Origin of the sequence: Pseudomonas sp. Lz4W (assembly GCF_000346225.2) — a bacterium.
Classification (GTDB): Bacteria; Pseudomonadota; Gammaproteobacteria; order Pseudomonadales; family Pseudomonadaceae; genus Aquipseudomonas; species Aquipseudomonas paraversuta.
Genome location: NZ_CP017432.1, coordinates 1,089,852 through 1,113,815, shown reverse-complemented (window position 1 = coordinate 1,113,815; position 23,964 = coordinate 1,089,852). Strand labels below are relative to the sequence as shown.

General features: G+C 57.9%; 20 protein-coding genes. 7 read left to right on the top strand and 13 right to left on the bottom strand.

The annotated features are described in order from the left end of the window. Positions 1-39 precede the first annotated feature (39 nt). Positions 40-363: a ferredoxin FdxA gene (fdxA, locus tag B195_RS05330; RefSeq protein WP_003443045.1), complete on the top strand. Its 324-nt coding sequence runs from the start codon at positions 40-42 to the stop codon at positions 361-363. Between the two features lie 196 nt (positions 364-559). Here the strand turns inward: fdxA and B195_RS05325 are convergent, their stop codons facing one another. From B195_RS05325 to B195_RS05315, 3 genes are all read right to left on the bottom strand, one after another. Then, positions 560-1,189, bottom strand: coding sequence for a CoA transferase subunit B (locus tag B195_RS05325; protein ID WP_003443048.1), 630 nt, complete (start codon positions 1,187-1,189; stop codon positions 560-562). 2 nt (positions 1,190-1,191) lie between these two features. Further along, entirely contained in the window at positions 1,192-1,890 is a 699-nt protein-coding gene (locus B195_RS05320; protein ID WP_003443050.1) for a CoA transferase subunit A, read from the bottom strand. A 378-nt stretch (positions 1,891-2,268) separates the two neighbouring features. Further along, entirely contained in the window at positions 2,269-2,940 is a 672-nt protein-coding gene (locus B195_RS05315; RefSeq protein ID WP_003443052.1) for a TetR family transcriptional regulator, read from the bottom strand. 265 nt (positions 2,941-3,205) lie between these two features. Here B195_RS05315 and B195_RS05310 point away from each other — a divergent pair, with 265 nt between their 5' ends. From B195_RS05310 to adeC, 3 genes are read left to right on the top strand one after another with little or no spacing between them, the layout of a single operon-like run. Further along, positions 3,206-4,357 carry an efflux RND transporter periplasmic adaptor subunit gene (locus B195_RS05310; protein WP_003443055.1) on the top strand — a complete coding sequence of 384 codons (1,152 nt, stop codon included), beginning with the start codon at positions 3,206-3,208 and terminating at the stop codon, positions 4,355-4,357. 3 nt (positions 4,358-4,360) lie between these two features. Next, positions 4,361-7,516, top strand: coding sequence for an efflux RND transporter permease subunit (locus B195_RS05305; RefSeq protein ID WP_003443058.1), 3,156 nt, complete (start codon positions 4,361-4,363; stop codon positions 7,514-7,516). Continuing rightward, positions 7,513-8,964 (top strand): AdeC/AdeK/OprM family multidrug efflux complex outer membrane factor, encoded by a 1,452-nt coding sequence (gene adeC / locus B195_RS05300; RefSeq protein WP_003443061.1) that lies wholly within the window; start codon positions 7,513-7,515, stop codon positions 8,962-8,964. The genes B195_RS05305 and adeC overlap by 4 nt, the downstream gene beginning before the upstream one ends. 142 nt (positions 8,965-9,106) lie before the next feature. On the opposite strand, the gene pcaC is transcribed toward adeC, so the two are convergent. The 7 genes from pcaC to pcaR form a co-directional block, all read right to left on the bottom strand. Beyond that, a complete protein-coding gene (pcaC, locus tag B195_RS05295; protein WP_003443064.1) occupies positions 9,107-9,499 on the bottom strand; it encodes a 4-carboxymuconolactone decarboxylase in 393 nt (130 codons plus the stop codon). An 11-nt stretch (positions 9,500-9,510) separates the two neighbouring features. Beyond that, positions 9,511-10,296, bottom strand: coding sequence for a 3-oxoadipate enol-lactonase (gene pcaD, locus B195_RS05290; RefSeq protein ID WP_003443079.1), 786 nt, complete (start codon positions 10,294-10,296; stop codon positions 9,511-9,513). A gap of 12 nt (positions 10,297-10,308) precedes the next feature. After that, positions 10,309-11,673 (bottom strand): 3-carboxy-cis,cis-muconate cycloisomerase, encoded by a 1,365-nt coding sequence (locus B195_RS05285; RefSeq protein ID WP_003443083.1) that lies wholly within the window; start codon positions 11,671-11,673, stop codon positions 10,309-10,311. Between the two features lie 47 nt (positions 11,674-11,720). Next, positions 11,721-13,013, bottom strand: a complete 1,293-nt coding sequence (locus tag B195_RS05280; RefSeq protein WP_003443087.1) for an MFS family transporter — start codon at positions 13,011-13,013, stop codon at positions 11,721-11,723. Positions 13,014-13,131: 118 nt separating this feature from the next. Further along, positions 13,132-14,337 (bottom strand): 3-oxoadipyl-CoA thiolase, encoded by a 1,206-nt coding sequence (gene pcaF / locus B195_RS05275; RefSeq protein WP_191985176.1) that lies wholly within the window; start codon positions 14,335-14,337, stop codon positions 13,132-13,134. A gap of 227 nt (positions 14,338-14,564) precedes the next feature. Beyond that, positions 14,565-15,911 (bottom strand): MFS transporter, encoded by a 1,347-nt coding sequence (locus B195_RS05270; RefSeq protein ID WP_003443090.1) that lies wholly within the window; start codon positions 15,909-15,911, stop codon positions 14,565-14,567. A gap of 300 nt (positions 15,912-16,211) precedes the next feature. Continuing rightward, complete coding sequence (gene pcaR / locus B195_RS05265; RefSeq protein WP_003443092.1) at positions 16,212-17,054, bottom strand: pca regulon transcriptional regulator PcaR; 843 nt, start codon at positions 17,052-17,054, stop codon at positions 16,212-16,214. 772 nt (positions 17,055-17,826) lie between these two features. On the opposite strand from pcaR, the gene B195_RS05260 reads away from it, so the two are divergent. Continuing rightward, a complete protein-coding gene (locus B195_RS05260; RefSeq protein WP_003443094.1) occupies positions 17,827-18,027 on the top strand; it encodes a hypothetical protein in 201 nt (66 codons plus the stop codon). A gap of 352 nt (positions 18,028-18,379) precedes the next feature. Further along, a complete protein-coding gene (locus B195_RS05255; RefSeq protein WP_003443096.1) occupies positions 18,380-19,852 on the top strand; it encodes an inorganic phosphate transporter in 1,473 nt (490 codons plus the stop codon). Between the two features lie 144 nt (positions 19,853-19,996). On the opposite strand, the gene ccoM is transcribed toward B195_RS05255, so the two are convergent. From ccoM to B195_RS05250, 3 genes are all read right to left on the bottom strand, one after another. Further along, complete coding sequence (gene ccoM, locus B195_RS23185; RefSeq protein WP_003443097.1) at positions 19,997-20,107, bottom strand: cytochrome c oxidase subunit CcoM; 111 nt, start codon at positions 20,105-20,107, stop codon at positions 19,997-19,999. 142 nt (positions 20,108-20,249) lie between these two features. After that, positions 20,250-20,411 carry a hypothetical protein gene (locus B195_RS22970; RefSeq protein WP_003443098.1) on the bottom strand — a complete coding sequence of 54 codons (162 nt, stop codon included), beginning with the start codon at positions 20,409-20,411 and terminating at the stop codon, positions 20,250-20,252. A gap of 112 nt (positions 20,412-20,523) precedes the next feature. Continuing rightward, a complete protein-coding gene (locus B195_RS05250) occupies positions 20,524-20,841 on the bottom strand; it encodes a hypothetical protein (protein WP_003443100.1) in 318 nt (105 codons plus the stop codon). A 161-nt stretch (positions 20,842-21,002) separates the two neighbouring features. Here B195_RS05250 and rapA point away from each other — a divergent pair, with 161 nt between their 5' ends. Further along, positions 21,003-23,849: an RNA polymerase-associated protein RapA gene (gene rapA / locus B195_RS05245; RefSeq protein ID WP_003443101.1), complete on the top strand. Its 2,847-nt coding sequence runs from the start codon at positions 21,003-21,005 to the stop codon at positions 23,847-23,849. Positions 23,850-23,964: the final 115 nt, after the last annotated feature.

The window sequence follows — 23,964 nt, the reverse complement described above, 5'->3', positions numbered from 1 at the left end:
GAAGGGATTCGCTGCCGCCGCCTGAGGAGAAAATTAGAAATGACCTTCGTCGTCACCGACAACTGCATCAAGTGCAAGTACACCGACTGCGTAGAAGTCTGTCCGGTGGACTGCTTTTACGAAGGCCCGAACTTCCTGGTGATTCACCCGGATGAGTGCATCGACTGCGCGCTTTGTGAGCCTGAATGCCCGGCGCAAGCCATCTTCTCTGAAGATGAAGTGCCCGCTGACATGCAAGAATTCATTCAGTTGAATGTTGAGCTGGCTGAAATCTGGCCAAACATCACTGAGAAGAAAGACGCTCTGCCGGACGCGGAAGAGTTTGATGGTGTGAAAGGCAAGATCAAAGATCTGGAACGCTGATTCACGCTGCAGCAAAAAGCCCCGTCTCCTGCGAGCCGGGGCTTTTGGCGTTTTTGGCACAGCTATCGCACCGCCTGTATCGCCGGCAAGCCGGCTCCCACAAGCAGCGGGCGGGATATCAATCCCTCAGCCCGCCACAGCTCCAGTGCGGGAGCCGGCTTGCCGGCGATGCGACCGCCGCCCGCCAGTCATCCGGTTAGCCATTAATTGCGCAGCCGGTCGCCTCTTTGAGCTGTTCCAGCGTCACGCCTGAGGCCAGCTCAACCAGCTTTAGCCCTTGATCGGTCACATCAAGCACGGCCAGATCGGTGATGATACGGTCAACCACCCCCACCCCTGTCAGCGGCAGATCGCACTGCTTGAGCAGCTTGTGCGTGCCACCCTTGGCGGTGTGTTCCATAAGCACCACCACACGTTTGACTCCAGCGACCAGGTCCATGGCACCGCCCATGCCTTTCACCATCTTGCCCGGAATCATCCAGTTCGCCAGGTCGCCTTTTTCGGAGACCTGCATCGCCCCCAGAATCGACAGGTTGATATGCCCGCCGCGAATCATCGCGAACGAGTCGGCGCTGTTGAAAAAACTGCTGCCAGGCAACGTGGTGATGGTTTGCTTGCCGGCGTTGATCAGGTCCGCGTCCACTTCGTCTTCACCAGGAAACGGGCCAATGCCCAGCAGGCCGTTTTCACTTTGCAGCCAGACATCCATGCCCTCGGGTATATAGTTGGCTACCAAAGTCGGCAAACCGATACCAAGGTTGACGTAAAAACCGTCCTGCAATTCTTGGGCGGCGCGATGCGCCATTTCTTCACGAGTCCAGGCCATGTTCAGGCGCTCCGCACAGTGCGTTGTTCGATGCGTTTTTCCGGAGTGGGATTAAGTACCAGACGCTGTACGTAAATCCCCGGTAAATGCACCTGATCAGGTTCGATCTCACCTGTTTCGACGATTTCTTCTACTTCAACCACACAGACCTTGGCCGCCATTGCAGCCAGCGGGTTGAAATTGCGCGCGGTTTTGTTGAATAACAGATTGCCGGATTTATCGGCCTTCCAGGCTTTGACCAGCGCTACGTCGGCACGCAGTGAACGCTCCATGACAAACCACTCGCCATCGAACTCACGCGTTTCCTTGCCTTCTGCCACCAGGGTGCCGTAACCGGTTTTGGTGTAAAACGCCGGGATACCCGCGCCGCCTGCACGCAACTTCTCGGCCAGAGTACCTTGGGGGGTAAACTCCAGTTCAAGCTCGCCGGCCAGGTATTGGCGCTCAAACTCTTTGTTCTCGCCTACATAAGAAGAAATCATTTTGCGGATCTGACGGGTCGTCAGCAGTTGGCCAAGTCCGAACCCGTCCACGCCCGCATTGTTACTAATAACCGTCAACTCACGCTTGCCCGTGTCACGCAAGGCTGCAATCAGGGCCTCCGGGATGCCGCACAACCCAAAACCACCCACTGCCAGGGTCATCCCGTCTTCGACGATCCCCTGCAAGGCGGATTCGGCACTCGAGTAGATCTTGTTCACTGGTTATTCCTCGAATTGGCCACGACGCCTGCATCCCGGTCGCAGCATCTTTGCTTTCGTCCAGAGCGCACAAACATGCTGGCAGTCGCCCGCTCTGCGATTTTGGCTGCTCCGGCCACCGACCCAAGCGCTCTTCGAGTGTAGGGGAAGCAGATGCGCGAACTCTAGGGATGAGTGACAGAGGCGCAGAAATAAATACCCGCAGCCCCCAGTTTGTCAGCACTGACGTACAGACTGAGCCGACTTGACCCAGGATCGACGGGGGGCTTAACAATTGCATTACAAAATACATAGCTCGCTACCTTTAAAGCCGCGCCCTAGACGTATATAAAGGCATCTCGAAGCCATACCGAAAGTAGAGTTGAATCTTCCCTCGCCTTATCGTTCGATCGGACTAGACTCTTCACCAATTTGCTCTCGGCTGCGCAAGCTTGGGCTCAGGCTCAGCATCTCTATCCCTGTGTCGACCCAGGTCTCAGCTTCCTTGTGCAGCTCAAAACTATCGGGGACCAGCAGCCATTGGCCGAGAATACCGTCGATATAGGCGTGCAGACAGATAGCCGCGCGGCGGGCATCAAGGGTCTTCGGGAGTTGCTCGCGATGGATGGCATTATTCAGGGCAAGCTCGATTCGACTGTTACAGTCGACACTCGCCACTTGGCGTTGACGGCGCAGGTCACACATTTCGTCAGTGAATTCGCACTTATGAAACAAAATCTCATTGATACGCCGGGTTTGAGGATCGATGGCAACCTGGCGAAACAAATGAACCAGCAGCTTGCGCATGCACCCGAGCGGATCAAGTTCGTCCTGACTTTCACTGGCTTTGGCCAGTTCATCCAGTGGCTCATGCAAGCTGTCCAGCATGGCCTGCACCAGGTCGGCCTTGTTACTGAAATGCCAGTAAATCGCGCCACGGGTTACACCCGCCAGTGCTGCAATATCAGCCAGCGTGGTACGCGCAACACCCCGCTCATAAAAGGCCTGCTCGGCAGCTTCGAGGATTTTGCTCCGGGTTTCCTGAGCTTCTTCTTTGGTACGACGGACCATGGCAATACAAACCTCAATCAGGAGGATCTGGACAATTGCGGCCGCTCGTCCAAACCAACATCGGGTGGCGTTTGTTATGCCTTATCCCGGACTACTTCAAAAATAGAAAAGGGCCTTGTGACGCATGCTGCGGCACGCCGCCGCTATTTACAAACAGACGTGAATGTAAGTATATTCCTTAGCAAGCTACTTATCCACCCGGAACAGCTTTCTTTACCCTTCCACTATTCTTGTGCGCTTTCGCGTGCCTGACCCGAGGATTTTCATGCAATTCAAGCCAGCTGTTACCGCTCTGGTTGCTGCCATCGCCCTAGCTTCGCTGCTCAGCGGATGTAAAAAGGAAGAGGCGGCACCTGCCCCACAAATCCCTCAGGTCGGCGTCGTGACGCTGAAAACCCAACCTTTTACCCTGACCAATGACCTGCCAGGCCGGACTACGTCCTATCGCTCGGCAGAAGTTCGCCCCCAGGTGAACGGGATTATTCTCAAGCGCCTGTTCAAAGAAGGCAGTGACGTTAAAGTCGGCCAGCAGCTGTATCAGATCGATCCAGCCATCTACGAAAGCAACGTCCTGAGCGCCAAGGCCACTTTGCAGTCGGCCAAGTCCCTGGCTGAGCGCTACAAGCAGCTGGTTGCAGAACAAGCCGTAAGCCGTCAGGAATACGACAACGCCGAGTCCGCCCGCCTCGAAGCCGAAGCGACTTTGAATACCGCCCAGGTCAACCTGCGCTACACCAAGGTTTTGGCACCGCTGTCCGGCCGTATCGGACGCTCGCTGTTTACTGAGGGCGCACTGGTGACCAGTGGCCAGGCAGACGCATTGGCAGTGATCACCCAACTGGACCCGATCTATGTTGACGTGACCCAATCCTCGGTCGAAATGCTCGAGCTGCGCCGCGATCTGGCCAGTGGCCGCTTGAAGAGGGCCGGAGATAACGCCGCCAAGGTCAAGCTGACCCTTCCGGACGGCAGTGAGTACCAGCAAGAAGGTCGCCTTGAGTTCACCGAAGTATCGGTTGACGAAACCACCGGTTCCGTAACCCTGCGCGCGGTGTTCCCGAACCCTGATGACACTCTGTTGCCGGGCATGTTTGTCCACGCGCAACTGGAAGCTGGCATCAACAGCGATGCGATTCTCGCGCCTCAAATCGGCGTGACCCACAACCTCAAGGGCCAACCGACAGCTTTGATCGTTGGGCCGGACAACAAGGTAGAACTGCGCGTGCTGCAAGCTTCGCGCACCGTGGGCAGCAACTGGCTGGTAGAAAAAGGCCTGAACGCTGGTGATCGCCTGATCGTCGACGGTCTGCAATTCATCAAGCCTGGTGCTGAAGTGAAAATCATGGAAAAACCACAAGGCGAAACCCCGGCATCTGCCCCGGCAACAGAAAAAGCTGCAGGCAGTAAAGGGGAGTAAACCATGTCGAAATTTTTTATCGACCGTCCGATTTTCGCTTGGGTAATTGCCCTGGTGATCATGCTGGTCGGGGCTCTATCGATCCTCAAACTACCGATCAACCAGTACCCGAGCATTGCACCGCCTGCCATTTCGATCGCTGTGACCTACCCGGGCGCTTCGGCGCAAACTGTGCAGGACACCGTGGTTCAGGTAATCGAGCAACAGCTTAACGGTATTGACCACTTGCGTTATGTGTCCTCGGAAAGCAACTCCGACGGCAGCATGAGCATCACCGCTACGTTCGAGCAAGGTACCGACCCTGACACCGCTCAGGTTCAGGTGCAGAACAAGCTCAACCTGGCAACGCCCCTGCTGCCTCAAGAGGTTCAGCAGCAAGGTATCCGTGTAACCAAGGCAGTGAAAAACTTCCTGATGGTTATCGGTGTGGTGTCTGAAGACGGCAGCATGAACAAGGACGACCTGTCCAACTACATCGTTTCCAACATGCAGGACCCGATCTCCCGTACCGAAGGTGTGGGCGACTTCCAGGTGTTCGGTGCCCAGTACGCCATGCGTATCTGGCTCGACCCGCTCAAGCTGAACAAGTACAACCTGACTCCGGTGGACGTTAAATCGGCCATCAGCGCACAGAACGTACAGGTGTCCTCCGGGCAACTGGGCGGCCTGCCTGCGGTAAAAGGTCAGGAGCTGAACGCGACCATCATCGGTAAAACCCGTCTGCAGACTGCAGATGAGTTCAAGAAGATCCTGCTCAAGGTCAACACCGACGGTTCCCAGGTACGCCTGAGCGATGTCGCCGATGTTGCCCTGGGTGGTGAAAACTACAGCGTCAGCGCGCAATTCAACGGCAAACCGGCATCGGGTATCGCGATCAAGCTGGCTCCGGGTTCGAACGCCCTGGACACGGCAAAGGCATTGCGTGAAACCATCAACGGTCTGGAACCCTTCTTCCCGGAAGGCATGAAAGTCGTTTATCCGTATGACACCACGCCAGTGGTTTCGGCATCGATCGAAGGGGTTCTCGAAACCCTGGTCGAAGCTGTCGCCCTGGTGTTCCTGGTGATGTTCCTGTTCCTGCAGAACTTCCGTGCCACCATCATCACCACGATGACAGTACCGGTTGTATTGCTGGGTACCTTCGGGATCCTGGCCGCTGCAGGTTTCAGCATCAACACCCTGACCATGTTCGGCATGGTATTGGCCATCGGCTTGCTGGTGGACGATGCGATTGTGGTAGTTGAAAACGTTGAGCGGGTAATGTCCGAAGAAGGACTACCGCCCAAGGAAGCCACCAAGAAATCCATGGAGCAGATCCAGGGCGCCCTGGTGGGTATTGCCCTGGTACTGTCGGCGGTACTGCTGCCGATGGCCTTCTTCAGCGGTTCCACCGGTGTGATCTATCGCCAATTCTCGATCACCATCGTTTCGGCGATGGGCCTGTCGGTACTGGTTGCACTGATCTTCACCCCGGCCCTGTGCGCCACCATGCTCAAGCCGATCCAGAAGGGAGATCACGGCGAGAACAAGCGCGGTTTCTTCGGCTGGTTCAACCGTACTTTCGACAGTGGCGTGAAACGCTACGAGAAAGGTGTCGGCAGCATTCTGCGTCACAAGGCTCCGTACTTCCTGGCTTATGTCCTGATTGTGGTTGGTATGGTGTTCCTGTTCACCCGTATCCCTACCTCCTTCCTCCCGGAAGAAGACCAGGGCGTATTGTTTGCACAGGTTCAAACTCCCGCGGGCACCACTGCAGAGCGCACTCAGCAGGTGGTAGACCGGATGCGCGAATACCTGCTGACCGATGAATCGGGCGCTGTGTCTTCGGTGTTTACCGTGAACGGCTTCAACTTTGCCGGCCGTGGCCAGAGCTCTGGTCTGGCGTTCATCATGCTCAAGCCATGGGGCGAACGAGATGCGGACAACAGCGTGTTTGCGCTGGCCGCACGGGCGCAGAAAGTGTTCTCCAGCTACCGCGATGCAATGGTCTTCGCCTTTGCCCCGCCAGCTGTAATGGAGCTGGGTAACGCCACAGGTTTTGACGTTTACCTGCAAGACCGTTCCGGTATCGGTCACGAGAAGCTGATGGAGGCCCGCAACCAGTTCCTGGGCATGGCATCTCAAAGCAAGATTCTGGCCGGTGTGCGTCCAAACGGCTTGAACGATGAGCCGCAATACAAACTGCTGATCGACGATGAAGCCGCTCGCGCCCTGGGCCTGAGTCTTTCGGACATCAACAACACCCTGTCCATCGGTCTGGGTGCTAGTTATGTCAACGACTTCATCGACCACGGTCGGGTCAAGAAGGTATTCCTGCAAGGCGAAGCTGACTCGCGGATGAACCCCGAAGACCTGAAGAAGTGGTATGTGCGCAACGACCAGGGAACCATGGTGCCTTTCTCGGCCTTCGCCAAGGGCGAATGGATCTACGGTCCGCCCAAGCTGTCGCGTTATAACGGCGTGGAAGCAATGGAAATACTCGGTGCTCCGGCCCCGGGCTACAGTAGCGGTCAAGCCATGGCTGAAGTCGAAGCCCTGGCCAAGAAGCTGCCGCCCGGTGTAGGTATTTCCTGGACAGGTCTGTCTTACGAGGAACGTCTGTCAGGTTCGCAAGCACCTGCCTTGTACGCAATTTCCTTGCTGATGGTATTCCTGTGCCTTGCAGCCCTGTATGAAAGCTGGTCGATCCCGATTGCGGTAATGCTGGTTGTTCCGCTGGGGATTATCGGTGCACTTATGGCTACCAGCCTGCGGGGGTTGTCCAACGACGTGTACTTCCAGGTAGGCCTGCTGACGACCATCGGTCTGGCATCGAAAAACGCCATTCTGATCGTCGAGTTTGCCAAGGAACTGCATGAACAGGGACGAACACTGACCGAGGCGGCCATTGAGGCCTGCCGCATGCGTCTGCGGCCAATCATCATGACCTCGCTGGCGTTTGTCCTGGGTGTGATCCCGCTGGCCATCTCCACGGGCGCAGGCTCGGGCAGCCAGCACGCTATTGGTACCGGCGTAATCGGTGGCATGATCACCGCCACAGTACTGGCCGTGTTCTGGGTGCCGCTGTTCTTTGTCGCCGTATCGTCCTTTGGCAGCAAAAAAGATTCCGAGAAGAAAGTGGACCTGACTAAAACACCAAACAACGAGGCTGGCCAATGAGCAAGTCCCTTCTAGCCCTCGCTGTCGCCGCATTTACCCTGGGCGGCTGCTCGCTGATCCCGGACTACCAGCGCCCTGAGGCGCCGGTAGCGGCGCAATACCCGCAGGGCCCGGCCTACTCGCCAAACGAGGCGGCCAACCAGGCCGCTGCAGAACAAGGCTGGCGTCAGTTTTTCCATGACCCGGCCCTGCAGCAGCTGATTCAAACGGCCCTGGTCAACAACCGCGACCTTCGGGTCGCCGCGTTGAACATCGACGCGTATGCCGCGCAGTACCGTATCCAGCGTGCCGACCTGTTTCCGGCGGTTAGCGCCAATGGCAGCGGCAGCCGTCAACGGACCCCGGCGAACCTGTCGCAAACCGGCGAAGCCGGTATCACCAGCCAGTATTCGGCGACCCTCGGGGTCAGCGCGTACGAGCTGGACCTGTTCGGCCGGATACGCAGCCTGAGCGACCAGGCGTTGCAGAACTACTTTGCAACCGAAGAAGCCCGACGCACCACCCAGATCAGTCTGGTGGCCAGTGTCGCCAATGCCTACCTGACCTGGCAGGCTGACAAAGAGCTGCTGAAGCTGACCGAAGACACCCTCAAGGCGTTCGATCAGAGCTACAAGCTCACCCTGCGCAGCAATGAAGTAGGGGTTGCCTCTGCACTGGATGTCAGTCAGTCGCGCACCTCGGTCGAGAATGCCCGGGTGCAACTGGCGCGCTACACCCGCCAGGTCGCTCAGGATCAGAACAGCCTCGCGCTGCTGCTCGGCACCACCATCCCGGACAACTTGCCGGCCAGCCAGCCACTGGCAGCTGATCTGTTGAGCGAAGTACCGGCCGGCCTGCCATCCGACCTGCTGCAACGTCGCCCGGACATCCTCGAGGCCGAGCACAAGCTGTTGGCCGCCAACGCCAACATCGGCGCGGCGCGTGCAGCGTTCTTCCCGAGCATCAGCCTCACGGCCAATGCCGGGACCTTGAGTCCGGATCTGTCGGGCCTGTTCAAAGGCGGTTCGGGTACCTGGTTGTTCTCGCCGCAAATCAACCTGCCGATCTTTAACGCAGGGGCTTTGCGCGCCAGCCTGGACTACTCGAAAATCCAGAAAGAAATCACCGTTTCACAGTACGAAAAAACCATCCAGACGGCCTTCCAGGAAGTCTCTGACGGCCTGGCAGCACGTCAGACCTACAACCAGCAGTTGCAGGCACAAACCGACTTCGTGAACGCCAACCAGGATTACTACCGGTTGGCTGAGCGTCGCTACCGGATTGGCATCGACAGCAACCTGACCTTCCTCGATGCCCAGCGTTCATTGTTCAGCGCGCAGCAATCGTTGATCACCGACCGCCTGTCACAGCTGACCAGTGAAGTCACGCTGTACAAGGCTCTGGGTGGCGGCTGGTTCGAACAAACCGGGCAAAACCGGCCTGTTTCGGATCAGCCACCGAAGGCCTGATGCACTCTGGTTAAACAACAAACCCGCCAATTGGCGGGTTTGTTGTTTCTGAGTAGTGCTGCCCCTGTAGGAACGAGCTTGCTCGCGAGCTGTTAAAAGCTCGCGAGCAAGCTCGCTCCTGCAGAAATGCAGGAAGGCGCTGCTATTCCCGCGATTCGACTCCCAGCTCGTCCCACACTGACTCCGCCAGATGGAAGGTGGCATTGGCCGCCGGGATACCGCAATAGATAGCGCTCTGCATCAGCACTTCCTTGATCTCGGCACGGGTCACGCCGTTACTGGCCGCCGCACGCAAATGCAATTTGAGCTCTTCGCTGCGGTTCATGCCGATCAGCATCGCAATAGTGATCAGGCTACGGGTGTGACGCGTCAGGCCGGGGCGGGTCCAGATATCACCCCAGGCGTGGCGGGTGATCATTTCCTGAAATTCGCTATTGAACTCGGTCAGGGCATTGAGGCTGCGATCGACATGGGCATCACCCAGCACTTCACGGCGTACGCTCAGACCTGCGTCGTAACGTTGTTTCTCGTCCACAAAACAGCTCCTTAAACGGCTGACAGGAAGGCCAGCACTCTTTGGCTGAAGGCATCACCCGCCTGCACGTTGGACAGGTGCGCGGCATGGAACTCGGCGTACTGGGCGCCCGCTACCTGTTCTTGAATAAAGTGACTGCCGGAAGGCGGCGTTACTGCGTCCTCGGTACCGGCAATAACCAGGGTAGGCACCTTGATGGCCGCCAGTTGATCACGAAAATCAGCATCGCGAACCGCTGCACAGTTGGCGGCGTAGCCTTGGGGCGAGGTCGCAGCCAGCATGTCGGTGATGCGCTTGACCTGCTCGGGATGTGCCTGGGCGTAATCGGCGGTGAACCAGCGGGCAATCGAGGCATCGCGCAGACCGGCCATCGCCGCAGGACCGTCGCGCAGTACCATTTCGATTCGCGGGTTCCACACCGACGGCTCGCCTATTTTGGCCGCGGTGTTGCACACCACCAGCTTGTTCAGGCGCTCGCCGGCATGGATGCCCAGCCACTGACCAATCAACCCGCCCATCGACAGCCCGCAAAAGTGCGCACGCTCGATATGCAGCGCATCCAGCAGCGCCAGTACGTCACGCCCCAGCTGTTCAATACTGTAGGGGCCCTCGCTGACCAGTGACTGGCCATGACCACGGGTGTCATAACGCAGCACCTGAAAATGCTCGGTAAACGCCGGGATTTGCGCGTCCCACATCCCCAGGTCGGTGCCCAGCGAGTTAGATAGAACCAGCACCGGCGCGCCTTGCGGGCCGTCAAGCCGGTAGTTCAGTTCACCTTCTTGTATAGGTCCCACGAACTTCTCCTTTTATGGCGTCAATGCAAAATGTTCAGCCCGGGCACGCTCCACCCATGTCACCGCCTGGCCGAGGTAATTGGCCGGATCAAGCAAGCGATCCAGATCTTGTGCGCTCAACTGCGCGCTTATTTGCGGCTCGTCGTCCAGCACTGAGCGCAGATGACGCTGCTCGGCCACCGCACGCTTGCAGCATTGCTCCAGCAGATGGTGCGCGGTTTCACGCCCTACCCTCTGTGCCAGCACGATACTGACCGCTTCGGCCAGCACCAGCCCATGGGTCAAATCAAGGTTGTGCAGCATGCGTTCGGCATCCACTTCCAGTCCCTGGGCAATATTCAACGCCTGCACCAGTGCCCCCGAGACCAAACAGCAAATCTCGGGCAGGGTTTCCCATTCGGCGTGCCACAAGCCCAGGCTACGTTCGTGCTCCTGGGGCATGGCGCTGAACAAGGTACTCAGCAAGCCCGGAACCCGGGTGGCGGCGCTGATCAACACCGCCGAGCCCACGGGGTTGCGCTTGTGCGGCATGGTCGAAGAGCCGCCCTTGCCCGGTGCCGCGGGCTCAAACACCTCCCCTGCTTCGGTCTGCATCAGCAAGCTGAGATCACGCCCCACCTTACCCAGGCTGCCGGCAATCAACCCCAGTACCGCGCCAAACTCCACCAGCCGATCACGCTGGGTGTGCCACGGCTGATCCGGCAGGCTCAGCCCCAGTTCCTCGGCCAACGCCTGCGCCACCGGCATCGCCTGATCGCCCAAGGCGGCCAGGGTTCCCGAAGCACCGCCAAATTGCAGGCACAGCAAGCGCGGCTTTAATTCCTTGAGGCGCTGACGGCTGCGAGTAACCGCACCCAGCCAGCCAGCGATTTTCATGCCGAGGGTGACCGGAGTCGCCTGCTGCAACCAGGTTCGACCCGCCAGAGGCGTGGTCGCATAGCGCAAAGCCTGTTGCGCAAGCACGGCTCCCAATTGCGCCAGATCCTGCTCAATCAAGCCCAGGGCTGAGCGCAATTGCAGCACCAGGCCACTGTCCATCACATCCTGGCTGGTGGCACCCAGATGCACATAACGCTCGGCCTCAGGTGCGGCGCTGGCAATCTGTTTGCCCAGCGCCTTGACCAATGGAATTGCCGAGTTGCCGGCGCTGGCGATCGCCTGGCCCAACGCCGCAAAGTCATACAGTTCAGCGCAACACGCCCGGTCAATCGGCGCAACGGCTGCCTGGGGGATCAGGCCAACCCGCGCCTGCGCCCGGGCCAGCGCCGCCTCAAAGTCGAGCATGGCCTGCACCCGGCCATGATCAGAAAACACCTCACCCATGGACTTGGCCGTGAAGTAGGCATCGAACAGTTGATTGCTCCTTCGGTCACTCATAAGCCTTCCTTTGAAGGCGCGCGCCGGTTATGGACGCGCGCGGTACATCACAGATCGTGGTGCAGATACTTGGGCTGCCTCGGCAGACGCAAGCTGAACAGGAAGGCGATAGCCATCATGACTGTCACATACCAGTAGAAGGTGTTTTCCATACCTTTGGCTTTCAGCGCGAAAGCCAGCACCTCGGCCGTACCGCCAAACAGGGCGTTGGCCACGGCATAGGCCATACCGACACCCAGCGCGCGGATGTGCGGAGGGAACATTTCAGCTTTCACCAACCCGCTGATGGATGTGTAAAAACTGACGATAGCCAGGGCCAGGGTAATCAGCACAAAGGCCAGAAATGGACTGGTGATGGTTTTCAATGTCAGCAAAATCGGTACCGTGCACAAGGTACCCAGCGCACCGAACCACAACATCGAGTTACGCCGACCGATTCTGTCGGCCAGCATGCCAAACAGCGGCTGCATGCACATATAAAAGAACAGCGCGCCGGTCATGATGTAGCTGGCAGTTTTGACTTGCATGCCGGCTGTGTTCACCAGGAATTTCTGCATATAAGTGGTGAAGGTGTAGAAAATCAGCGAGCCACCGGCGGTGTAGCCCAGCACGGTAATAAATGCCGCTTTGTGATCACGAAACAAAGCGCCAACGCTCCCGGCGTCCTTGTTCTTGCGCGACTCCTCGCTCGTGGTTTCTTTAAGGGTACGACGCAGCAATAGCGAAATCAGCGCCGCCACGGCGCCAATGAAGAACGGAATGCGCCAGCCCCAGGCCCGCAGTTCGTCCTCTGACAGCAGTTGCTGAAGCACGACCACTACCAACACTGCCAGCAGTTGCCCGCCGATCAGGGTCACGTACTGGAAGGAGGCGAAAAAACCGCGCTCGCCCTTGGGCGCCACTTCACTCATGTAAGTGGCGGTGGTGCCGTACTCCCCGCCCACTGACAAGCCCTGAAAGAGTCGGGCCACCAGCAACAAAGCCGGAGCCCAAGCACCGATCGTGTCATAGGTCGGCATGAAGGTGATCACCAGCGAGCCGGCGCACATCATCAGTACCGCAATCATCATCGAGTTCTTGCGCCCGTGCTTGTCGGCAACCCGGCCAAACAGCCAACCACCGATGGGACGCATCAAAAAGCCTGCCGCAAACACGCCGGCAGTGTTGAGCAACTGCACGGTCGGGTCATCGGAGGGGAAAAAAGCCGGGGCGAAGTAGATTGCGCAAAAGGCATAAACGTAGAAGTCGAACCATTCGACCAGGTTGCCGGAGGAGGCACCGACAATCGCAAAAATCCTTTTTCTACGTTCCTCTCCCGTGTAGTGAGCTTCTGTTGTCATGTTTTTTACTCATCAGGTTTAGTTGCAGTTAGACATACCTTGCAACAACTATCACCGCAACCACAAGTAAGCCGAACGACTGAGACAGTGGTTCGGCCCTGTGTTCAATGCCTGACTGTCAAACCCGCTCGATGGCCAGTGCCAGACCTTGCCCGACACCGACACACATGGTGGCAAGCCCTTTTTTGCCACCGGTTTTTTCAAGATGATGCAATGCGGTCAGTACAATTCGCGCACCGCTCATGCCCAACGGATGGCCCAGGGCAATTGCTCCGCCATTGGGATTGACCTGTGGCGCATCGTCCGCCAGCCCCAGCTCGCGCAGAACCGCCAGGCCCTGGCTGGCGAAGGCTTCATTGAGTTCAATCACGTCAAAATCGCTGACGGCCAGGCCCAGGCGTTCAACCAGCTTGCGCACTGCAGGTACCGGACCGATACCCATTACCCGCGGTGCCACTGCGGCGCTGGCCATGCCCAGTACCCGGGCACGGGCGGTCAGGCCGTGACGTTTGACGGCATCAGCCGAGGCCAGAATCAGTGCCGCGGCGCCATCGTTCACCCCTGAAGCATTGCCGGCAGTCACGGTTTTGTCCGGACCATTGACCGGCTTGAGCTTGCTCAAGGTTTCAAGGGTGGTATCGGCGCGCGGATGCTCATCGTGTTCAACGACGGTTTCACCCTTTTTGTGCGCAACACGCACCGGCACTATCTCTTCAGCAAAGTAGCCGGCAGCCCGGGCTGCGGCTGTGCGTTGCTGGCTGCGCAGGGCGAAGGCGTCCTGATCGGCGCGGGAGATGTGATAGTCATCGGCAACGTTATCGGCGGTTTGCGGCATCGGGTCGACACCGTACTGAGCTTTCATCAGCGGGTTGATAAAACGCCAGCCGATGGTGGTGTCTTCGAGCTTCATGTTGCGCGAGAAGGCAGCGTCCGCCTTGCCCATCACAAAGGGCGCGCGGGACATCGACTCGACGCCGCCAGCAATCGCCAGCTCCATCTCGCCGCTGGCAATCGCCCGGAAGGCTGTACCAATGGCATCCATACCCGAGGCACACAGCCGGTTAAGGGTCACGCCCGGAATGGTTTCCGGCAGCCCGGCCAGCAGAGCAGCCATGCGTGCCACGTTGCGATTGTCTTCGCCGGCCTGGTTGGCACAACCGAAAAATACTTCATCAACTTCGTTCCAGTTAACCCCGGGATTACGCTCGATCAGCGCCTTGATCGGCACTGCCGCCAGATCATCGGCACGCACTGCGGCCAGACCTGCGCCAAAACGGCCAATGGGGGTGCGAATCGCATCACAGATAAAAACTTCACGCATCAGGCTTCTCCTGGTGTTGGCCACGGGCCAGCGCTGTAGGCGCGGTCACGCAAGCCGCTGAGTTCAACATCGAGCGGCCCGCGGTGAGCGGCAATTACATGCTTGACGGCGTAGTGCAACGAAATGATGTCTGGCAGGTTAAGCCGCCGACTCAACCTGAACAATCCGATAATCGACTATGTGTGCGCTAATCGAACACATAGTTAGCTTGCTGACTAATCAACCCGCAATCAGGTTGCATCGGCGTGACTGACCATGCCTTTGATCAGTACCGCGGTGGTCGCCAGAGCTGCCGGAATCACCAGCGCCGTCAGCACTTGCTCGAAGTTCCAGCCCAAGCCCAGCAGGGTTGCGCCCATCCAGGCCCCCAGAATGGCGCCGAAGCGACCAATCCCGAGCATCCACGAAACGCCCGTGGCCCGCCCTTGGGTCGGGTAAAAACGCGCCGCCAGGGACGGCATCGCAGATTGCGCGCCGTTTACACACATACCGGCCACCAGAACCAGAGTGGCCAGGATCGTGATATTGCCCAGGCTCTGCCCTACTGCGTAGGCAAACACCCCAGCCAGCAGGTAGAACACACCTATTACCTTGTGCGGATTGAATCGATCCATCGCCCATCCCACACCCACGGCACTCAAGACTCCGCCGAACTGGAAAAGCGCACCAATAAACGCGGCCTGCTCCATGCTGGCCCCGCTGTCACGCATCAGGGTCGGCAGCCAGCTGGTGAGCAGATACACAATCACCAGCCCCATGAAGTAGGTGAGCCACAGCAACAAGGTGCCGGCGCTATAGGTCCCGGAGAAGATCACGGCAAATACATTGCGCGCCTTGACGGTCTGCTGCTCGGGCACGCTGAAGCGGGTGGCGCCGGCAACAATGGCCGGAGCAATGGGTGCCAGGGTTTTACGAATCAGCTCAATACTTCGATTGCGTACCACCAGAAAACGCGCAGATTCCGGCAGCCACACCACCAGAACCAATGTCAGCAGCAACGGCAAGATCCCGCCGATCAGCAACAGGCTGTGCCAGCCGTACATCGGGATCAATTTGGCCGAGATGAAACCTCCGCCTGCCATGCCCAGATTGAAACCGCAGAACATGCTGGTCACCAACAGCGACTTGTGGCGCTCCGGTGTGTACTCAGACAGCAAGGTGGTGGCGTTCGGCATCCCGGCGCCAAGGCCCAGGCCGGTTAAAAAGCGCAAGACCAGAAGTTGATCGACATTAGTGCTGTAGGCCGAGGCCAGGCTAAACCCGCCAAACACCAGCACGGCCCCCACCAGCACCACTTTTCGCCCGAAACGGTCAGCCAGCGGCCCCGAACCCAAGGCTCCGAATACCATGCCTATCAGCGCCGCGCTCATGACCGGGCCAAGGCTGGCGCGGTCTATCCCCCAGTCCTGCGACAGGGCCGGAGCGATGAAGCCCATGGCTGCGGTGTCCAGACCATCCAGAAAGACAATCAGAAAACACAGAATGACTACTCGCCACTGGTAACGCGAGAGCGGCTGAGTATTGATAAAGGACTGCACATCAAGGCAGTTTCCTGCTGCAGACTGAGACGAATTCATTATTTTTATTCCGGGAAAACGCAGGTGAACGAAAGCCTGCCAAGGAGCGGCTGCTCACACAAGAAACCTAAAAGAGGATGTCAAACCGGTCTTGGGAGGACCGTCGAAGACTGCTTCCAGATCAGGAAGTGGGGGGTGTTCATGGCGTTCGGCCTCTTCTTTATTATAGTGGGCGAACCCTGGTTGAATGCTTGGGCAGACTGCATTCCAGGGCGCTCCCGGACAATAATCAGCCCGCCGCCGGCATGCAATTCGATAAACGCTTAACTGTGCGTTTATCGAACGCTTAGTGCGCCCACCTCAGCTGAACAGCTGGGCACTCAGGTCGCGACTGGAGCTCAGCATGATCGGCAGAAAGCGCTGCTCCAGTTCGGTACGGCTCACTCTTGCGGCATGGGTACTGACGTTCAAGGCTGCGAGCACTTGCCCGGAAGCGTCATATACCGGAACTGCAATGGAACGCAGGCCCTGCTCCAGTTCTTGATCAACCACACACCAGCCTTGTTCCCGCACCTGCTGCAAACACTCAAGCAACGCTTCGGGCGTATGCAGAGTACGGCTGGTCTTGGCCTGAAACTCAGCATGGGCCAGGTACTCGTGCAATGTCACATCATCCAGTGCCGCCAGGAGGATGCGGCCCATGGAGGTGCAATACGCCGGCAACCGCCCGCCCACGGAAAGATCTACCGAAATCAGGCGCTGAGTGGTAGCCGAACGGGCAATGTACAGAATGTCGTCACCCTCGAGGGTCGCCATGTTGCAGGCCTCATGCAGCTGCTCGCTCATACGGTCCAGATACGGCTGGGCCGACACCGCCAAAGGTGTCGATGACAGGTAGGCATGACCGAGAGTCAGTACTTTGGGCAGTAACGAATAAGTACGGCCATCAGTAGTGGCATAACCGAGCTTGATCAGGGTGTACAGGCAGCGGCGCACTGCGGCCCGTGGAATCTCGGTGCGATGGCTGATCTGGGCAATGGTCAGATGGCGCTTGCGCTCCTGAAAGGCCTGCACCACCGCCAGCCCCCGGGCCAATGACGCCATAAAATCGGGATCGCCGGTGAACGCCTGGATACGCTTGGCGGGCGACGCCACAATCGGAGGCGCGATACAGGTAGCGGCATTGCGCAATACATCATTCATCTTCAATCCCCCTGCTTGAATTTATTGTTATTAACCACCTGTCCAACCCGCAGAACGCGTTTGACCCACACAACAGAGGGCGATTATCGAACTGTCGGGCGATAATCGCAATCGACTCGGCATTGCCCTGCCTTTGCCCGCGCGGGTAATGGAGGGATCATTTACATGCCGATCGATGATCTTCAATCAGCGCACTTAATCAACGCCTGCGGTCTTTATTAAAAAACCAGCCCTTTCACATTTCATGTGCCAAGCGCCCGACACAGATAGAAACCGTCTGTATAAAGCGCACAGATTAAACCCGGGCGCCGACTTGAAACTTGTGCAGCCAACTCCCCGCCCCCTCAACTAATAGATAAGGTTCGTATCATATCTAGTTAAGCCTTTAGTGCCGTGACTCGCCGATCACCCGAAAGTTGACGCGCCCGAAGTTATTGGGCGATAGTAGCAACATTACTTGGGCCAGCATGCTTCCTAAGTAAGTGAGTGCACAGAATCAAGCACCCTCAGTTATTGGATCCAAGTCGCCGAGTGAATTCAACAAGCCCCGCGGCTTAACATTCAAGTGCACTGCATGTTGTCCCCCTCGAGGGTGAACACTTACCGTGGCGATCTGCATTTTTAGTTGATGACATGCGGCGTGCAAAGAACGGCTTGTTTAACCTTGTCATTGCTTACAGGCCGTGCACAAGGCGAGCACACACGTTAAATCGAACGCCCTCTCGTACACGATGGTTCACCGGATTTAATCTCAACTCAATTAGGTAATACTGTGACGAAAGACGAACTGCGCGCAGAACTTGAGCGTCAGGAGCAACGTTACAAGGATGTTTACGGTGGCGAAGTGACTATCTACGCTGCCCAGCCAGAACCGGAGCGCAAACCCTGGCGCAAACGGGCCAGCCTGCTGGATCAGGCATTCTCCCAGGAAATTCAAAAAATTGAACAAGAGCTCAAGCCAGAGGAACCCTGAACCTTTGGCCTGAATGCAGCTATTGAGCGCGGCTGGAGGTCCCTGACGACTGGCCATTCACGCGCGCATTGCAGTGGTTTGTGACGCCGAGGCTGAAACTACCCCTTCTCACGGGCCGGATTGAAGAAATTTCATCCTTCAGTCGTAGCCTTCACAAGGGCAGGTATCAGCCCCGCAAGAACGCGTACAGCCTTTGATATCAGCGGCTTGGAGAGGAGTTCAGGTTCTCTGCCGGGAATAGCCCTCACTGGTTTTTTCATTTATAGATGTTACCAACGGACAGCTAGTGCATCGATTAGCGGGGTTTTCTGGCATAATCCGCACCCCTTTATGACCGTGTCAGAAAACCTTCATGATCGATCTATTAAGCGGATTGGACGCCTGGGTTCTTATCAGCCTCTTCTTCGCCCTAGCCTTTGTTCTCGCATTTGAGTTCATAAACGGCTTTCATGACACCGCGAATGCGGTAGCAACAGTCATCTACACCAAAGCCATGCCGCCTCATCTGGCGGTGTTCTTTTCCGGTGTGTTCAATTTTCTCGGCGTTCTGCTGGGCGGGGTCGGTGTGGCATATGCCATCGTCCACCTGCTTCCGGTAGAGCTCCTGGTCAATGTAAACACCGGACATGGCCTGGCCATGGTGTTCTCGCTGCTTGCCGCTGCCATCACCTGGAACCTGGGAACCTGGTATTTCGGGATTCCCGCGTCGAGTTCACACACCCTGATCGGCTCTATCCTCGGTGTCGGCCTGGCCAATGCCCTGATCAACGGAATTCCGGTGAGTGAAGGTGTTAACTGGCAGAAGGCCATCGACATTGGCGCCTCGCTGGTGTTCTCGCCAATGGCCGGATTCGTGATTGCGGGACTGTTGCTGGTTGGTCTCAAGTGGTGGCGTCCTAACTCCAAGATGCACAAGACCCCGGAGCAACGCCGCAAACTGGACGACAAAAAGCATCCGCCGTTCTGGAACCGTCTGGTTCTGGTGATCTCGGCCATGGCGGTGAGTTTCGTTCACGGCTCCAACGATGGCCAGAAAGGCATCGGCCTGATCATGCTGGTTCTGATCGGCATCGTGCCAAGTGCGTTCGTTCTGGACCTCAACAGCACCACCTATCAGATCGAGCGGACTCGCGATGCAACCCTGCACCTGAGCCAGTTCTATCAGCGTAACAACGCCTCCCTGAGCGAGTTCCTGGCACTGGGCAAAAGCGTAAAAGACGACTTGCCGGATCAGTTCAGCTGCAACCCGCAGCAAACCGAGCCGACCATCGCCGCGCTACTGAGCTCGCTGAAAGGCGTAGCAGACTACCACTCGCTCCCGTCTGAAAAGCGTATCGAGATCCGTCGCTACCTGCTTTGCCTGGACGACACCGCGAAGAAAGTCAGCAAATTGCCAGCACTTGAAGCCCGTGAAAAAGCGGACCTCGAAAAACTGCGCAAAGATCTGACCGCCACCACTGAATACGCGCCATTCTGGGTGATTCTGGCAGTTGCTCTGGCTCTCGGGCTGGGCACCATGGTTGGCTGGAAGCGCGTGGTGAAAACCATCGGCGAGAAGATCGGCAAGCAAGGCATGACCTATGCACAAGGCATGGCGGCCCAGATCACCACGGCCTTTGCCATTGGCCTGGCCAATGTCTTCGCCCTGCCGGTATCGACGACACACATCCTGTCATCGGGTGTTGCCGGCACCATGGTCGCCAACAAGAGCGGCCTGCAAAGCAGTACGATCAAAACCATCCTGATGGCGTGGGTGCTGACCTTACCGGCCACCATCGCACTGTCTGCGGGGCTGTTCTGGCTGGCATCGAAAATGCTCGCCTGATTTAGCGTCGAACAAAAAAGGTACGCCCCTCACGGGTCGTACCTTTTTTTATGCCTGGGGTACGGGCAAAAAACCCACGCAAAAAAATAGGCGACCGAAGTCGCCCAAAATGCCTTGCGTGCTCATACCCCGAAAAGACCTGCGCTATTTGCGCTTGCGGGAGTCTTTCCAGATAAAAATGCCCAGTCCCGCGAAAAACAAGACCATGAGGCCGACGGTAAATACTCCAGCGATAACCACATTATCGAGAAACATGACGGCCTCCTGCGGGTCTGTTGTGTGTTGCAGCTAGATTAACCAGACGCGCAGGCGCAGAACTTGACCAGGATCAATAGTGATCCACGGCGACAGGGACTTGGACGGGATATTTGACACAGATCATCTAAAACGCCGCTGTTCAGCGCTTTTTAGGTTTTTTCTTCGGCTTTTTTGCGGGTTTTGCCAACGGCATTGCTTGCTCGAAGGCTTGCCGTACTTCATTCAGCTTCTTTTCTTTAAGGTCGTGCACCCGTTTGGCGCGTTCGGCACCCAGGTCGACCAGCTTGTTGTCTTGGCTCATAGCGCAATCAGGTCACTGTCAGTGTTTGAGTCGGTGCACCGCAGACCGCAAAGGTCTCAGGCAATGGGCCAATAATGCGACGCCGCGCCACCCCTGACCAGAAAAAATCGCCTCAGACCTTTATATCAACCCACAAACCCAAGCGCTGTGTGCCATCGACCGCTGGCAATTGCGGCCCTGCATCTTCAGCATCAGAGGGGCTTTGAGTCTCCTGTTCCTCTGCTTCACTGCGACGCTTTTGCTGTTGACGCTGCTGCTCCTCGCGCAGCAACAGCGTGGCCTGCTCGCTGTCATGATCGCTCAGGTTGATCGCGCTTTCACCCGCAGCTGCCTGGGCGGGCACCACCGGTGGAATGTCCGGCCGTGGGCGCACCGGATCTTGTTGAGACGTCACGGGGACTACACTCAGAGGCAGGATGGGCGGCAACATGGCGATTGTTCTCCTATTCCTGATGCTCGATCAACGTGAGCCACTCATCGAAAACCGCTACCGGCCCAAGTAAAGCCGAACAGCTTTTTATGAGAGTCCTTTGGACTGAGGCCCCTGATCCGTTAATATACTCGGCTTTTTCGAAGCGGGAGTCAGGCAGCATGGCGCAGCAGTATCAACCGGGGCAACGCTGGATTAGTGACAGCGAAGCAGAGCTAGGTTTAGGCACCGTTCTGGCACAGGACGGTCGCTTGTTGACCGTGCTCTATCCGGCCACTGGCGAAACCCGCCAATATTCGCTGCGCAACGCACCGCTCACGCGCGTACGGTTCTCGCCGGGTGACACCATCATCCACTTCGAAGGCTGGAAGATGACCGTGCGCGAAGTCGACGATGTCGACGGGCTGATGGTCTATCACGGGCTCAACGAGCAAAACGAGCCTGTTACCCTGCCAGAAACCCAACTGTCGAACTTCATCCAGTTCCGTCTGGCCAGCGACCGCTTGTTCGCCGGCCAGATCGATCCGCTGTCCTGGTTCTCCCTGCGTTATCACACCCTTGAACACACCAGCCGCCAGTTGCAGTCGCCACTGTGGGGCCTGGGCGGTGTGCGTGCACAACCTATTGCCCACCAGTTGCACATCGCCCGCGAAGTTGCCGACCGGATAGCACCAAGGGTCCTGCTGGCTGACGAAGTAGGCCTGGGTAAAACCATCGAAGCCGGTCTGGTCATCCACCGCCAGCTGCTCAGTGGCCGCGCCAGCCGCGTGCTGATCGTGGTGCCGGAAAACCTGCAGCACCAATGGCTGGTGGAGATGCGCCGGCGCTTCAACCTTGAAGTCGCGCTGTTTGACGAAGAGCGCTTCATCGAAAGCGATGCCAGCAACCCGTTTGAAGATACCCAGCTGGCGCTGGTTGCACTGGAATGGCTGGTCGACGACCCCAAGGCTCAAGACGCTTTGTTTGCAGCGGACTGGGATTTGCTGGTGGTCGACGAGGCCCATCACCTGGTGTGGCACGAAGACCAGGTCAGCCCGGAATACGCCTTGATTGAACAACTGGCAGAAGTGATCCCGGGCGTATTGCTGCTGACCGCTACCCCGGAACAACTGGGCCAGGACAGCCACTTCGCCCGCTTGCGCCTGCTCGACCCCAACCGCTTCCACGATCTGGCCGCCTTCCGTGCCGAGAGCGAGAACTATCGCCCGGTCGCCCAGGCCGTGCAGGAGCTGCTGGACAAAGGCCGCCTGTCGCCTGAGGCCCACAAAACCATTCACGGCTTCCTCGGCGCCGAGGGTGATACCTTGCTGGCCGCCGTTAACGATGGCGATGCCGAAGCCAGCGCACGTCTGGTACGCGAACTGCTCGACCGTCACGGCACCGGCCGCGTCCTGTTCCGTAACACCCGCGCAGCCATTCAGGGCTTCCCGGAGCGCAAGCTGCATGCTTATCCGCTGCCATGCCCGGACGAATACCTGGAACTGCCGCTGGGCGAACATGCCGAGCTCTACCCCGAAGTCAGCTTCCAGTCCCAGCCGGACGCCAGTGAAGAAGAACGCTGGTGGCGCTTTGACCCTCGGGTCGAGTGGCTCACCGACACGCTGAAGATGCTCAAACGCACAAAAGTGCTGGTGATCTGTGCCCACGCCGAGACCGCAATGGATCTGGAAGACGCCCTGCGCGTGCGCTCCGGCATCCCTGCAACGGTCTTCCACGAAGGCATGAACATTCTTGAGCGCGACCGCGCAGCGGCCTACTTCGCAGACGAGGAGTTCGGCGCCCAGGTACTGATCTGCTCGGAAATCGGCAGTGAAGGTCGTAACTTCCAGTTTGCTCATCATTTGGTGCTGTTCGATCTGCCGTCCCACCCGGACCTGCTGGAACAACGAATTGGTCGTCTGGACCGGATCGGCCAGAAACACATTATCGAAGTCCACGTGCCGTACCTTGAGACCAGCCCGCAACAGCGCCTGTTCCAGTGGTACCACGAAGCGCTGAACGCCTTCCTCAATACCTGCCCTACCGGCAACGCACTGCAACACACGTTTGGCCCGCGCCTGCTGCCGTTGCTTGAAGCTGCTGACGATGAAGAGTGGCAGGCATTGATCGACGAAGCCCGCGCCGAACGCGAGCGTCTGGAGCAAGAACTGCACACCGGTCGCGACCGCCTGCTGGAGTTGAACTCCGGCGGCTCGGGCGAAGGCGAAGCGCTGGTTGAAGCGATCCTTGAACAAGACGATCAATTCACCCTGCCGATCTACATGGAAACCCTGTTCAACGCCTTTGGCATCGACAGTGAAGACCACTCGGAAAACGCCCTGATCCTCAAGCCAAGCGAAAAAATGCTCGACGCCAGCTTCCCCCTTGGCGACGACGAAGGCGTGACCATCACCTACGACCGCAACCAGGCCCTGTCGCGCGAAGACATGCAGTTCATCACCTGGGAACACCCGATGGTGCAGGGCGGCATGGACCTCGTATTGTCCGGTTCGATGGGCAACACCGCTGTCGCACTGATCAAAAACAAGGCTCTCAAGCCCGGAACCGTACTGCTTGAACTGATTTACGTCAGCGAAGTGGTTGCCCCGCGCTCGCTGCAGCTGGGCCGTTACCTGCCACCTGCCGCTCTGCGCTGCCTGCTGGACGCCAACGGCAATGACCTGTCATCACGCGTGGCCTTCGAAACCTTGAACGAACAACTGGAAAGCGTGCCCCGTGCCAGCGCCAACAAGTTCATTCAGGCCCAGCGTGACAACCTCACGCCGAAGATCAACGCCGGTGAAGCCAAGATCGCGCCACGCCACGCAGAACGTGTTGCCGAAGCACAGCGTCGCCTGGCCGCCGATACTGAAGAAGAGTTGGCACGCCTGACAGCATTGCAAGCGGTTAACCCGAGCGTGCGTGACAGCGAACTGGTTGCCTTGCGCAAGCAACGGGAACAAAGCCTGGCCATGCTTGAGAAAGCCGCCCTGCGTCTTGAAGCCATTCGCGTATTGGTCGCAGGCTGATTGAAAACCCGCTTGCGCAAGGCAAGCGGGTTTATTGATTCCCCCTGAGCAGGAGCCCAACCTGCTCACGCAGCAGGCTTCAAGCCTCGTGATCAACAGCGCGAGGCTTGCCCCT

Coding starts and splice junctions, on each gene's coding strand:
- pcaR (WP_003443092.1), bottom strand. CDS start 17,054: ATGAATGATGTATTGCGCAATGCCGCTACCTGTATCGCGCCTCCGATT.
- B195_RS05305 (WP_003443058.1), top strand. CDS start 4,361: ATGTCGAAATTTTTTATCGACCGTCCGATTTTCGCTTGGGTAATTGCC.
- B195_RS05255 (WP_003443096.1), top strand. CDS start 18,380: ATGATCGATCTATTAAGCGGATTGGACGCCTGGGTTCTTATCAGCCTC.
- B195_RS22970 (WP_003443098.1), bottom strand. CDS start 20,411: ATGAGCCAAGACAACAAGCTGGTCGACCTGGGTGCCGAACGCGCCAAA.
- B195_RS05270 (WP_003443090.1), bottom strand. CDS start 15,911: ATGAATTCGTCTCAGTCTGCAGCAGGAAACTGCCTTGATGTGCAGTCC.
- rapA (WP_003443101.1), top strand. CDS start 21,003: ATGGCGCAGCAGTATCAACCGGGGCAACGCTGGATTAGTGACAGCGAA.
- B195_RS05310 (WP_003443055.1), top strand. CDS start 3,206: ATGCAATTCAAGCCAGCTGTTACCGCTCTGGTTGCTGCCATCGCCCTA.
- B195_RS05325 (WP_003443048.1), bottom strand. CDS start 1,189: ATGGCCTGGACTCGTGAAGAAATGGCGCATCGCGCCGCCCAAGAATTG.
- B195_RS05285 (WP_003443083.1), bottom strand. CDS start 11,673: ATGAGTGACCGAAGGAGCAATCAACTGTTCGATGCCTACTTCACGGCC.
- fdxA (WP_003443045.1), top strand. CDS start 40: ATGACCTTCGTCGTCACCGACAACTGCATCAAGTGCAAGTACACCGAC.
- ccoM (WP_003443097.1), bottom strand. CDS start 20,107: ATGTTTCTCGATAATGTGGTTATCGCTGGAGTATTTACCGTCGGCCTC.
- B195_RS05315 (WP_003443052.1), bottom strand. CDS start 2,940: ATGGTCCGTCGTACCAAAGAAGAAGCTCAGGAAACCCGGAGCAAAATC.
- adeC (WP_003443061.1), top strand. CDS start 7,513: ATGAGCAAGTCCCTTCTAGCCCTCGCTGTCGCCGCATTTACCCTGGGC.
- B195_RS05280 (WP_003443087.1), bottom strand. CDS start 13,013: ATGACAACAGAAGCTCACTACACGGGAGAGGAACGTAGAAAAAGGATT.
- B195_RS05250 (WP_003443100.1), bottom strand. CDS start 20,841: ATGTTGCCGCCCATCCTGCCTCTGAGTGTAGTCCCCGTGACGTCTCAA.